We start from the raw sequence: 12826 nt of genomic DNA on the forward strand, positions 1-12826 counted from the left end.
AGCTCCTCATGCCACGGCCCGGTAGGCGGCGATCGCACGCACGACTGCGGTGACATCGGATTCGTCGTTGTAGTAGTGGAACGACATACGGATGACGTCCCCTCTGGGGCTCGCGAAGATCCGCCGCTCCTTGAGGTATGCGTTCAGATCGTCCGGGTCGGTGCACCGCAGTGCGACCTGGGGACCGCGCATCGAGTCGTCGGCGGGTGACCACAGCGTCTCCCCTGCCTCGGCCAGCCGGCCATGGAGACTTCGAGTCAGCTGCCCCAGGTGGTCGCGGATGACGTGCGGGTCGACCAGTTCGAGCATCTCCAGGCCGGCGACCGCACCGTATGCCGAGGGGATCGATGGCGTGCCCGTCTCGAATCGCCGGGCGTGGTCGGGGTAGTCGATCGTCCGAGGGTCGAACGCGAACGGGTTCGCACGGCCGAACCAGCCCGTCATGGACGGAGCGACGTCGTCACGGGTGCCCGCCCGCACATACAGGAACGCGATGCCCGGAATCCCCAGCAGATACTTGAGGGAGCCGCAGGCGAGGTAGTCGCAGCCGAGCTCGTCGACATTGACCGGCTCGACGCCGAGCCCCTGATAGGCGTCCACGAATACCTTCGCCCCCTGGGCGTGCGCATGGGCGGCCACCTCTCTGACCGGCAGCCGCAGCCCGTTGCGATACGAGATCAACGGGACGGACACCAGCCCACTGCGCTCGTCGATCTCGGCGATGTAGTCATCGGCGTCGACGACGCCGTCATGGTCGGCGACATATTCGACCTCGCCGCCACGGCTGCGCTGCGCGAGCCAGACGTGCGCAACGGAGGGGAACTCCATGTCTGTCGTCACGATGCGCGGGCATCGAGACCAGTCCTGGGTTGACGCAACCTGGTAGGCCGCCTCCGATGCCGACGAGACGACGGCGATCTCGTCCACGTCGGCACCGATCAGGCGGGCGAACGCTGCGCGCGCCTGCGCGACCTTCGCCATCCAGAGGTCCCAGGGGGCGCCGTGTTGCAGGATGCTGTGCTGGAAATCCAGCATGGCCGCGGCAACCCGGTCGGACAGCGCTCCCTGGCTGCAGCTGGCGAGGTGCACCGTGTCGTGCAGTCCGGGGAACCTCGCGCGGAACTCGGCGGGGGTGGGCTGGTCAGTCATCGGACTCCTTCTGGGACGTGTCGGTCAGTAGCTGGGCGGGGTGATGGCGAGCACGAACCGGACAGGTTCGTCGGTCCCGTTGACGTATCGGTGCGGGTACCGCGAGTTGAAGTAGCAGGAGTCGCCGATCGCCAAGCGCTGGACCGCGCCGTCGACCTCGACAGTGAGCGATCCGGCTGTGACGACGACGCACTCCTCTGACGGGTGGCTCCACGCATCCTCGGAGGAGGCGCTGTGGGGCTCGAGCCGCCCCTCAAGCATCTCGAGGCTCCCCGATCCCGGTGAGATGCGCTGATAGGTGATGTCGCCGTGGGGCGACTTCAGCGACATGCGGCGGTCGGCGCGCACGACGGCGACCTCCGACCGGTCGGGATCCTGGAAGAAGTCGAAGAGTGGCGTCTGCAGGGCCTTCGCGATCGCCCGTGCCGTCTGCAGGCTCGGGTCGTTGATCCCTCGCTCGACCTGGCTGATGAGTCCCGTGGAGACACCGGCGCGTGCGGCGAGATCGCGGATCGACAGGTCGCGCGACAGGCGGATGGCTCGGATCCGGTCGCCGATGCCGGGCGGAACCCCGCCACCGTCCGAACTGGGCCGGACGGGATCCCCATCGGAGTGTTGATCTGTCACAAGCGAACACCTCGCGTGAACATGCGTTCAGTGGAACTGATGGCCGCCAGCGTAGAGCGCTCTATGACGTAGTGTCAACGATCGTTGGAAACTCGGAATATCGTTACCGGCGGACGAGGCGTTCGTCCGGGATGACCGCGACGCCGACGATCTCGATCAGCGCCTCCGGCTGCCACAAGCCGGTGGTGCCGATTCCGGCCATGGCGGGATAGACGGAGCCGGCGAGCTCGCGCCATACCTTCCCGATCTCCCGGCCGTGCGCCTGGTAGTCGGGGATGTCGGTCAGGTAGATGGTGATGCTCACCAGGTCCTCGGGCATGCCGCCTGCCTCGCGCAGGGTGGCGAGCACGTTGCCGAAGGCCTGGCGGAACTGCTCCACGATCCCGCCCGGGACGATCTGCATGTCTGCGTCCAGCGCGGTCTGCCCGCCGAGATGCAGCGTGTTCCCGCTCAGCGTGCCGTGGGAGTAGCCGTGCGGCGTCGGCAACTCCGCCGGGTTCACCGGCACGGGGGTCAGATCGATCGACATCGGGTCTCCTTCGTGATTGGTCTGCCTCTTCAGGCTAATCGGCTATTGACATCACTGCAACGATCATGGGAAAAATGAAATACGGACGATGTCAAGAGAGGACGGCACCAGGATGCTGCCGATTCCCACCCCGCAGAAGGTGATCTGCTGCGGCCTCAACTTCAGCGACCACATTCAGGAGATGGGCCGCGAACTACCCAGTTATCCAACGCTTTTCGCGAAGTACCCCGACACACTCATCGGCCCGTATGACGACATCGTCCTCCCGCGCGGCCGCCGCATCGATTGGGAGGCCGAGCTGGCGGTCGTGGTCGGAAAAGAACTGCGCTCGGCAACAGCAGAGCAGGCCCGGGACGCGATCGCCGGCTACACGGTGGCCAACGACATCTCGGTGCGCGACTGGCAGCAGCGCACCCTGCAGTGGTTCCAGGGCAAGGCTTGGGACGCCACCACTCCGGTGGGTCCGGTGCTGGTGACTCCGGACGAACTCGATCCGGTTGCCGGCGTCGAGGTCACCTGCCGCGTCAACGGAGTCGAGCGACAGCGCGGCAACACACGTCTGCTCGTCTTCGACTGTGCGGCGCTGATCGCCTACGCGTCTACGTTCACCGTGCTGCGCCCCGGTGACCTGATCCTCACCGGCACCCCGGGCGGGGTCGGCCAGGGGATGGATCCGCCGACCTTCCTCGACGACGGCGACGTCGTCGAGACCGAGATCCCGGGCATCGGCTGCCTGCGCAACGTCATTCGATTCCACGACTGAAAGGACCTGGCATGGATCCCAATGCCGACAACTACGAGCGACTCGACATGTCTATGTATCAGAACGAGGCCGGGCTGGTGGTGCCGTTCGTGACCCGCGGCGGACTCGAGCCCGATGCCGGTGCGGCAGGCCAATCCGAAGGCGCGACACGGGTTTCCGGTGTCAGCCCGCAACACACACCTGCGACGCGAATCTGGTTCGGCAAGGTGCACAACCTCGCTGGTTATCGGTCGGTGCCACATCACCACGGCGATGCCGAGACGGGCGGTTACGTGCTGTCCGGACGGGCGCGGATCTATTTCGGCCAGAAGTTCGAGGACTACATCGACATGTCCGAGGGCGACTGGGTGTTCGTGCCGCCGCACATGCCGCACGTCGAGTGCAACCTGGACCGCAACAACCCGCTGACCTGGATGACGACCCGCACGCCGGACAACATCGTCGTCAACCTGCCGCAGGTCCCGGACAGCGAGCTGCGCGACTGGATGAACCGACCATGATTCAACAGGTTTCGAGCGCGTCCTCCGCGATGTTCACCGACGCGGTCACGCTCACCGAGGTCGACGCCGAGCACTTCGACCGCGCGTTCACCGCTGTCACTCAGCCGTGCCCGTGGCCCAAGGCGTATGGCGGGGACCTGGTGGCCCAGGCAGTGGTCGCGGCGATGCGCACGGTCGACGGCAAGCACCTGCACTCGACACACTCCTACTTCATGCGACCGGCCGAGATCGGTGCCGAGGTTCGCTACGAGGTGGAGATCCTGCGCGACGGCCGCGGTTACAGCACCCGACAGGTCCGCGGTTACCAGGGTGGCAAGCCGATCTTCGTCTGCCTGGCCAACTTCGCGGCGGGTGGCCCCGGTGGCGACGTGCAGTCGAAGATGCCTGCGAATATTGCGGATCCGGAGTCGCTGCCGAGTTCCGCCGACTATCTGACCGGGAAGTCCGGCGGCACCATGACCGAGACCTCACAGGACTACTGGTCGCACGGTCGCAGCTTCGACATGCGCCACGTGCCCGGCCCGGTCTACCTGACGGTGGAGGGCGATCACGTTGCGCACCAAGCGGTTTGGGTCCGGCCGTTCGACGCCCTGCGTGACGTGCCGGGGCTCGACGACCGCCAGCGGGACGCCGCGGCACTCAGCTACGTGTGTGACTACACCATCCTGGAGCCGACGCTTCGCGCGCTCGGGCTCGCTTGGGCCGACGACGGCCTGGTCACTGCCAGCCTCGACCACTCGATGTGGATCCACCGCAGCACGCCGGTCGACGGCTGGCTGCTCTACGCCCAAGAAGCGGTCTCGGCCGGCGATGGCCGGGGCCTCAACCTCGGGCGCTTCTTCACCCCCGAGGGGACCCACCTGGCGACTGTCGTCCAAGAGGGCATGATCCGCACCAGCACTGGAGCAGCACGATGACAGACCTCTCGCCTTCGGGCTATCGGGACAGCTTCGCCCGGGACCACCTTCCCCCGCGGGAGCAATGGCCGACACTGGAGTTCACCACCGATCTCCTGCGCTACCCCGCGCGGCTCAACGCAGCGGTCGAACTCCTCGACATACCAACGGAGAAGTTCGGCGCCGACCGGCCCGCGATCAAGACACCGGACGGCGAGGTCTGGACGTATGGCGAGCTGCGGCAGCGCACCAACCAGCTCGCCGGTTACCTGACCGACGAGCTCGGACTGGTCACCGGCAACCGGGTGCTGCTCCGCTCCCCCAACAACCCCTGGACGATGGCCGCCTGGCTCGCAGTGCTGAAGGCCGGTGGCGTCGTGGTGACCACGATGGCTGCCCTGCGGGCGAGGGAGATCGCGCCGATCGTCGAAAAGACTTCTCCCGCCATCGCATTGGTCGACCACCGGTTCGCCGACGCCATCCACGAGTTGCGCGCCACCGTCGCCCCGGACCTCAAGATCGCCACCTATGGCGGGGGCGGCACCGACGACCTCGCGCGCCTCATCGCCGACAAGCCCACCGATTTCACCGCGGTCGACACGGCGGCGGACGACGTCGCACTCCTCGGACCCACCTCCGGCAGCACCGGTGTCCCGAAGATCACCATGCACTTCCACCGGGACATCATGTCGATCGACAACACCTTCGGCCGGACGACGTTGTGCCTGGAGCCGGACGACCTGGTCGCGTGCACCGCGCCGTTCGCGTTCACCTTCGGCCTCGGCATGCTCGTCGTGTTTCCCCTACGGGCCGGAGCATGCGCGTTCCTGACCGAGAGCGCGACGCCTGCTGAGCTCGCGGAAATGGTTGAGGCACATGCGATCACGTCGCTCGCGACAGCTCCCACGGCATACAAACAGATCCTGAAGTCCGGCAACGCGGCCAAACTGCGCACCCTGCGGACCGCGGTCAGCGCCGGCGAGCACATCCAGCTCGAGACCTGGCACGAAGTGCACGAACAGCTCGGGTTGAAGATCATCGACGGCATCGGCGCGACCGAGATGCTGCACATCTTCATCACCGCCGCGGGCGACGACATCCGGGAGGGGTCGACCGGCAAACCGGTGCCCGGCTATCGCGCGATCATCCTGGACGCGGATGGCAACGAGGCCGCTCCGGGCGTTGCCGGCCGGCTCGGGGTGATCGGTCCGGTGGGTTGTCGCTACCTCGCCGACGACCGGCAGCGCGGCTACGTCATGAACGGCTGGAACCTCACCGGCGACACCTTCAGTCGCGACGAGGACGGCTACTTCTGGTACCAGGCGAGGACGGACAACATGATCGTGTCCTCCGGCTACAACATCGGCGGCCCCGAGGTCGAGGCTGCCCTTGAGGAGCACCCGGACGTGGTCGAGTCCGCGGTCGTCGCCAAGCCCGACACCGAGCGCGGCTCGATCGTGTGCGCGTTCGTGGTGCTGCGCGACGGCGTGCCGCGGAATACGGTGAAGGTGAAGGAGATCCAGGACTTCGTCAAGGGGCACATCGCTCCCTACAAGTATCCGCGCGAGGTGCGTTTCGTCGACGCGCTGCCGCGCAACGCCAGTGGCAAGCTGCAGCACTTCCGGCTGCGCGACGTCGTCAACCAGGAAGCAACCCGATGAAGATCGCGATCGTCGGTGGGGGCCCGGGTGGCCTCTACCTCGCAACGTTGATGAAGAGCCTGGACCCCGGCCACGAGGTCACCGTCTGGGAGCGCAACGCCCCGGACGACACCTTCGGCTTCGGGGTGGTCTTCTCAGACGAGACCCTCGGCAGCATCGAGGGGGCGGACCCGGTGGTGCACGCCACCATGGAGGAACGCTTCGCCCGCTGGACGGACATCGATGTGAGCTTTGACGGTCACGAGTTCACCGTCGGGGGGCAAGGATTCGCGGCGATGTCCCGTAAGGAGCTGTTGCAGATCCTGCAGCGGCGCGTGGCCGAGCTGGACGTGACCGTGCACTACCGGACCGTCGCACCGGACGTCGACGAGCTGCGCCGTGACCACGACCTGGTGGTGGCCGCGGACGGAGTCAACTCCGCGGTGCGCACCAAGTACGCCGACGTCTTCAAACCCAACCTGGATCGCCGCCACAACAAATACATCTGGTTCGGCACCGACCTCGTCTTCGAGGCGTTCCAGTTCTTCGTCAAGCAGACCGAGTGGGGCACCATCCAGATCCATGGCTACCCCTACTCCGACGCCGGGTCGACTTTCATCGTCGAGATGCACGAGGACGTATGGCGCCGCGCGGGCCTCGACCGCACCGAGCACGATGAGTTGCCAGCCGGCGTCTCCGACGACTACGCGGTCGCCCGGGTCGGTGAGATCTTCGCGGACGAGCTGCAGGGACATCGGATCCTGACCAACAACTCGAAATGGCTGAATTTCACTACGGTTCGCAATGATTCGTGGCATACCGGCAATGTCGTACTGCTCGGGGACGCCGCTCACACTGCACACTTCTCGATCGGGTCCGGCACCAAGCTGGCCATGGAGGACGCCCTTGCGCTCACCGCATGCCTGCACGAACACCCCGGCATCGAGGAGGCGCTGGCGGCATACCAGGAGGAGCGCAAGCCGGTCGTGGAGTCGACCCAGCGCGCCGCGCAGGCGTCGCTGGAGTGGTTCGAGAACATCGGCATGTATGCCGATCAGGAGCCGGCCCAGTTCGTCTTCAACCTGCTGACGCGCTCACGCCGCATCACGTTCGACAACCTCAAGGAACGCGACCACGAGTTCGCCGACCGGATGGAGACCGAATTCGCCCGCCACCAGGGCAGTTCCGAGGTCACACCGGCGATGTTCCAGCCGGTGGCGATCGGCGACCTCCGGCTGCGCAACCGCGTCATCGTCTCGTCGATGGACATGTACTCCGCCACCGACGGCCTGCCGAACGACTTCCACCTGGTGCACCTCGGCTCCAAGGCGCTCGGTGGTGCCGGGCTGGTGATGACGGAGATGATCTGCACCTCCCCCGAGGGCCGGATCACGCCGGGCTGCACCGGCCTGTGGACCGACGAGCAGCGGAACGCCTGGCAGCGAGTCACCGACTTCGTGCACGCGAGGTCGGCCGCGAAGATCGGCGCGCAGATCGGTCACTCGGGCCGCAAGGGCTCGACCAAGCTGATGTGGGAAGGCATCGACGAGCCGCTGGAGCAGGACAACTGGGAGGTCGTCGCCCCCTCACCGTTGCCGTATGGCGCCGGATGCCACCTGCCACGCGAGGCCACCCGGGCCGAACTCGACCGGATACGAGACGATTTCGTGTCCTCTGCGAAGCGGGCGATCGATGCGGGCTTCGACCTGATCGAGGTGCACGCCGCGCACGGCTACCTGCTCAGCTCCTTCCTGTCGCCGGTGTCCAACCAGCGCACCGACAAACTCGGCGGATCGATGGCGGGCCGGTTGCACTACCCGCTGGAGGTCTTCGACGCGGTCCGCGCCGCCGTACCCGATCGGATCCCGGTCACGGTCCGCATCTCCGCCACCGACTGGCTGCCCGACGGCAACACCGACGACGACGCGGTCGAGATCGCGCGGGCCTTCGTGGAGCACGGGGCCGCCGCGATCGACGTGTCGTCCGGCCAGATCAGCAAGGACGAGAAGCCGGCGTTCGGCCGGTCCTACCAGACGCCGTTCGCGGACAAGATCCGTCACCAGGTGGCCGGCGGCACCGACACCAAAGTCATTGCGGTCGGGGCCATCTCGAGCTACGACGACGTCAACTCGATCCTGCTCGCCGGTCGTGCCGACCTGTGCGCGCTCGCCCGTCCACACCTCTACGACCCGCAGTGGACGCTGCACGCCGCCGCGGAACAGGAGTATGCCGGCGCCGGCGCTCCGTGGCCCGACCAGTTCGCCGCCGGCAAGCGTCGCCCGCCGACCTCGCGCACCGACAAGATCCCGCCACGGTTGCAGCTGCTGCGCGACGGCGAGTCCGAGGACGTGCACGTGCGCTGGACGCCGGGACGGGGTGGGCATCCGGGTGGATACTGATCGACGATGACTGCTGCTGACGGCTCCAATGCGACACAACGCACCCGCCGGACCCGCACCCTGATCGTGACGTTCCTCGGGTCGGTGGTGCGCCAACAGGGTGGTTGGCTGCCGATCGCCGGCACCATCGATCTGATGGGTCAACTCGGCGTCGACGCCCCCAGCGTGCGGACGGCGGTGTTCCGGCTCAAGCAGCGCGGCTGGTTGGAGGCCGAGGCCCGCAACGGCGCACGGGGTTACACGCTCACCGAGCACGCGGTCTCGGTCCTGGCGCAGGGCGACGAGGTGATCTGGCATGCCCGCCGGCCGGCCGACCTCGCTGACGGGTGGTGCATCGTCAATTTCAGTGTGCCGGAGTCGGATCGGAGCAGGCGCTACAAGCTGCGCACCCATCTGAGTCATCTCGGTTTCGGCAACGTGGGCACCGCCATGTGGCTCGCCCCGGCGCGCATGCGCAGTGCCGCGGAGGAGGCGATCGCGGATCTCGGGCTGGACAAGTACGCCGCGGTTTTCGTCGGCAACTACATGGGTACCCAGGACCTGACCGCGCTGCTCTACGACAGTTGGGACCTGGCCGGGATCGACCAGAGCTACCGGGATTTCACCGAGCACCATCGGCCGATGATCGCCCGGCTGGAGTCACCCACGGCGATCGAGCCGGAGGAAGCGTTCACGACATACCTCTCCATCATCGATGCCTGGCGCCGGCTTCCCTTCCGCGATCCGGGGCTTCCCCACGAGGTGCTCGCCGAGGGTTGGAGCGCTCCCGAGGCGGTTGCCGTGTTCGAGCGTCTGGTGGAGTTGTTGGAGGATCGGGCGCTGGCACATGCGGCGCAATTCTGGAACTCCTCCAGCACCAACAGCTGACCAACCATAGGGGAGGTAACGTTCCCCGCAGGAGCCACGAGGAGGAGAAAACATGCAGCAGGTGAAAGCCGTTGTCGCCAAGGCGATGGGCGAGCCGGTCAGCATCGAGACCATCAACGTGCCCGAGCCCGGACCGGGTGAGGCCGTGGTCAAGATCCAGGCGTGCGGGGTCTGCCACACCGACCTGCACTACCGGGAGGGCGGCATCAACGACGAGTTCCCGTTCCTGCTCGGTCACGAGGCCTCCGGCATCGTCGAGGCGGTCGGTGACGGCGTCACCGATGTGGAGCCCGGCGACTTCGTCATCCTCAACTGGCGTGCGGTCTGCGGTGAGTGCCGTGCGTGCAAGCGCGGCGAGCCGCAGTACTGCTTCGCCACCCACAATGCGAAGCAGAAGATGACGTTGGAGGACGGCACCGAGCTGAGCCCGGCGCTCGGCATCGGCGCATTCGCGGAGAAGACCCTCGTCGCCGCCGGCCAGTGCACCAAGGTTGACCCGAAGGCCCGCCCGGCCGCCGCCGGCCTGCTCGGCTGTGGCGTGATGGCCGGCCTCGGTGCGGCGATCAACACCGGCGGCGCGACCCGCGGTCGTTCCGTCGCGGTCATCGGCTGCGGTGGTGTCGGCGTCGCGGCTGTCGCCGGCGCTGTCCTCTCCGGTGCCTCACCGGTCATCGCTGTCGATATCGACCCGCGCAAGCTGGACGCCGCCAAGAACGCCGGCGCGACCCACACCGTCGACTCCTCGCAGGCCGACCCGGTCGAGCAGATCAAGCAGATCTGCGCAGAGGTCTACCCCGGCGCCGAAGGTGCGGACATCGTCGTCGAGGCCGTCGGCCGCCCGGAGACCTGGAAGCAGGCGTTCTACGCCCGCGACCTGGCTGGCACCGTGGTGCTCGTCGGCGTCCCGACACCCGACATGAAGCTGCCCGAGCTGCCGCTCATCGACGTCTTCGGCCGCGGCGGCGCCCTGAAGTCCAGTTGGTATGGCGACTGCCTGCCCAGCCGTGACTTCCCGATGCTGATCGACCTCTACCAGCGCGGCCGACTCGACCTCGACGCGTTCGTCAGCGAGGAGATCGGGCTCGACGAGGTGGAGCAGGCGTTCGCCAAGATGCACGACGGCAACGTGCTGCGGTCGGTCGTCGTGTTCTGAATCAGTCGAGGACAACCACCGACGCGGACGGCGCACCATCGGCAGAAACGGTGAAGGTGATCGGCGCCGGGGTGGCCCCGGCAGGGAAGCAGGCGACGAAATCCACCGTGGCCATGTCCACTGGATTTATGAAGAGGTGGTTGACCGTCGCCATGACCGTCCCAGGCGCGGTACCGGACGTCGGAGTAAGGGTCGAGGCATCCCAGCGTGTGTATGGCGCCGAAAGTTCGGCGGTGAAGGACACCGTGACCCCGCGCTGACCGCCCGTGCAGCTGTAATTTCCGCTCATGAGATCCATGCCCACGTGGACACTTTTCTCAGCAATGTCGACCGAAAATACGTCGACGGAGAGGCTGTCGGTCGAGCAGTTGCCGCTTACGGCGCTCGCCGGAGCGGCACTGGCGAGGGCAACGACCGGCACCGACCAGGCAGCTCCTCGGGCGAGCGTGCGACGGGTGATGACCTGGGACATGTGGCGCTCCTCTCCAAGCACACCACACCCAAAACTAGTGACGCGTCTGCTCCGATGCCGGCTTATTCCGCGTCCGCGCCGGGACTGATGAGCCACCGACGGCCGAGCCTCCTAGCGTGGGGGCAGGATCGAGACTGCCATGTCCTCACGGTGTCCGTAGTAGGAGAACCTCCACTCCTTGCTCCACAGGACCCCGGCGGCCGGGCCCGCGCCGGACGGCCACGCCGTACCCTCTGCCTTCTCCCGGATGACGACGGTGACGGCGTCGCGCGGTGCGTGCCGCAGGCGTCGGAAGTCGTCGTCCTCCGGCTTGGGCCAGGCCTTGTCGAAGTAGACCTGATGGCCGTCGGCGGCGAGTTGGGTGCTGATCGCAGGAGCGATGCTCGCCATACAGGCAAGGCCGTGACACTCGACCCTGACCGGTGCGTGCGGCGCCCGCTGCGCGATCGCCTCTGCGACCGGCGTGCTGACGGATCGCGCTGTGCGCCAATCGGATCGGCGACCGCCGAGCAGGTGCAGCAACTGCGAGTCAGGCAGTATGGCGACGGCGGCCACCACACAAACCGCGCTGACGACCAGAGCCGGAACCGCGTGCGGCACACGCGGCCGGATCGCCGGCACGCGCTCCCCGACGAAGCGCGCGACCTGCCACACCGCGGCCGCGGTCAGACACAACGGTGCCGCGATCAGCAGGTCGCTGTAGATGATCCGCGACCGTGTCAGGGTCGCCGTCGCCCAGACGAGCGCGACACAGCTGACCAGAGTGATCACCACGAGATCCGGCAGCGCCGGGTCGGACCTGCGGCGGGGGCGCAGCAGCGTGCGGCGAGCCGACCACAGCGCCGGCAGGACGGCGATCGCCACCAGTGCGCACGCGACGAACACCGCCACGTTCGCTGCGGGTGCGGTGAAGATGCTGTCGCCCTTCGCGAGCAGCGTTGCCTGCGAGAGGTTTGTGGGAAAGACCGATACCGGCACGAGCATGAGGAACACGTGTTTGGCACCACCACCCCAGCCGAGCGGGCTCTCGGCGGCGGATCCGGCGACCAGTCGAGCGAGTTCGCCGACGTTGTTCGGGGCGGTCACGAACACGTCGATGATCGGCGGCACCCAGCACAACACCAGCAGGCCACCGGCCACCAACCACGGACGCGGATGATGCCGCGGACCGGACCACCCGCGTGCCGGCCACCACCGGATCAGCGCGACGACCGCGAGGAACACTGACAGCACGAGCACCACGGGCACGAAACCGATGTGGCACTGCGCGGTGAACGACGCGCAGACGACATACAGCGGCAGTGCGCGGCGGTCTCCTCGTTGCAGCCGCCAGGCGAGCATGAGCACCGCGAGGAGGCCGAGGACCGGCGGCCACGCGTTCAGTGGGCGTGCGAGGTTCGCGCCGTAGAAGTATTCGAGTATGGCGGCAACACCCGCCGCGCAACCCGCACCCGGCCAGCCGCCGGCCCGGAACCCGGCGACCACCGCGATCGCCACCAAAGCGATTGCGATCAGCGCAGATCCGACGACCAGACCCCAGGGCGCGAAACCGGTCGCGGCATATGGGACGGCGAGCAGGTAGAACTGCATCGGGCCGGGGTGATGCGCCCAGACGCCCGGGTTGGACAGATCGCTCGTCGAACGCATCCCGAGCAACGGCGGGTGCGCCGAGAAGACGTCGTGCGTGTGCAACGCGACGATCGCCTCGTCACCCTGCGGAAACCAGTCACCGCCGAGCAGCCGGCCCACGCCCCAGGCGATCTGGAGGCAGGCGAGCACGATCAGGACGGTCAACAACGTCGCGTCGCGGGATCCCCTACCCTGCCCCATG

At 67.2% G+C, this 12826-nt stretch carries 12 protein-coding genes; 7 read left to right on the forward strand and 5 right to left on the reverse strand.

Annotated features, from left to right (window positions below; translation table 11 throughout):
- Positions 1-6: 6 nt before the first annotated feature.
- The 3 genes from IEX71_RS11120 to IEX71_RS11130 all read right to left on the reverse strand — a co-directional run bounded on the left by IEX71_RS11120 (position 7) and on the right by IEX71_RS11130 (position 2305).
- Positions 7-1149 carry an aminotransferase class V-fold PLP-dependent enzyme gene (locus tag IEX71_RS11120; protein ID WP_188837070.1) on the reverse strand — a complete coding sequence of 381 codons (1143 nt, stop codon included), beginning with the start codon at positions 1147-1149 and terminating at the stop codon, positions 7-9.
- A gap of 24 nt (positions 1150-1173) precedes the next feature.
- Entirely contained in the window at positions 1174-1776 is a 603-nt protein-coding gene (locus IEX71_RS11125) for a helix-turn-helix domain-containing protein (RefSeq protein WP_229749646.1), read from the reverse strand.
- Positions 1777-1879: 103 nt separating this feature from the next.
- Positions 1880-2305, reverse strand: a complete 426-nt coding sequence (locus tag IEX71_RS11130) for a RidA family protein (RefSeq protein WP_188837071.1) — start codon at positions 2303-2305, stop codon at positions 1880-1882.
- A gap of 112 nt (positions 2306-2417) precedes the next feature.
- Between IEX71_RS11130 and IEX71_RS11135 the strand changes: the two genes are divergently transcribed.
- From IEX71_RS11135 to IEX71_RS11165, 7 genes are read left to right on the forward strand one after another with little or no spacing between them, the layout of a single operon-like run.
- Positions 2418-3068, forward strand: a complete 651-nt coding sequence (locus tag IEX71_RS11135; RefSeq protein ID WP_308420973.1) for a fumarylacetoacetate hydrolase family protein — start codon at positions 2418-2420, stop codon at positions 3066-3068.
- Positions 3069-3079: 11 nt separating this feature from the next.
- Entirely contained in the window at positions 3080-3568 is a 489-nt protein-coding gene (locus IEX71_RS11140) for a cupin domain-containing protein (RefSeq protein ID WP_188837073.1), read from the forward strand.
- On the forward strand, positions 3565-4485 hold the full coding sequence (locus tag IEX71_RS11145) for an acyl-CoA thioesterase (protein ID WP_188837074.1): 921 nt from the start codon (positions 3565-3567) through the stop codon (positions 4483-4485). The genes IEX71_RS11140 and IEX71_RS11145 overlap by 4 nt, the downstream gene beginning before the upstream one ends.
- Positions 4482-6125 carry an AMP-binding protein gene (locus IEX71_RS11150; RefSeq protein WP_188837075.1) on the forward strand — a complete coding sequence of 548 codons (1644 nt, stop codon included), beginning with the start codon at positions 4482-4484 and terminating at the stop codon, positions 6123-6125. Before IEX71_RS11145 ends, IEX71_RS11150 begins: the two co-directional genes overlap by 4 nt.
- Complete coding sequence (locus IEX71_RS11155) at positions 6122-8503, forward strand: bifunctional salicylyl-CoA 5-hydroxylase/oxidoreductase (RefSeq protein WP_188837076.1); 2382 nt, start codon at positions 6122-6124, stop codon at positions 8501-8503. Before IEX71_RS11150 ends, IEX71_RS11155 begins: the two co-directional genes overlap by 4 nt.
- Positions 8504-8509: 6 nt before the next feature.
- Positions 8510-9370, forward strand: a complete 861-nt coding sequence (locus tag IEX71_RS11160) for a PaaX family transcriptional regulator (RefSeq protein ID WP_188837077.1) — start codon at positions 8510-8512, stop codon at positions 9368-9370.
- Positions 9371-9422: 52 nt separating this feature from the next.
- On the forward strand, positions 9423-10523 hold the full coding sequence (locus tag IEX71_RS11165) for an S-(hydroxymethyl)mycothiol dehydrogenase (protein WP_188837078.1): 1101 nt from the start codon (positions 9423-9425) through the stop codon (positions 10521-10523).
- Position 10524: 1 nt separating this feature from the next.
- On the opposite strand, the gene IEX71_RS11170 is transcribed toward IEX71_RS11165, so the two are convergent.
- On the reverse strand, positions 10525-10995 hold the full coding sequence (locus IEX71_RS11170) for a hypothetical protein (protein ID WP_188837079.1): 471 nt from the start codon (positions 10993-10995) through the stop codon (positions 10525-10527).
- A gap of 111 nt (positions 10996-11106) precedes the next feature.
- The gene (locus IEX71_RS11175; RefSeq protein ID WP_188837080.1) at positions 11107-12825 is read right to left on the reverse strand and encodes a hypothetical protein; all 1719 of its coding nucleotides are present in this window, start codon (positions 12823-12825) and stop codon (positions 11107-11109) included.
- Position 12826 lies beyond the last annotated feature (1 nt).

Source organism: Flexivirga endophytica (assembly GCF_014640635.1).
GTDB classification, from domain to species: Bacteria; Actinomycetota; Actinomycetes; order Actinomycetales; family Dermatophilaceae; genus Flexivirga; species Flexivirga endophytica.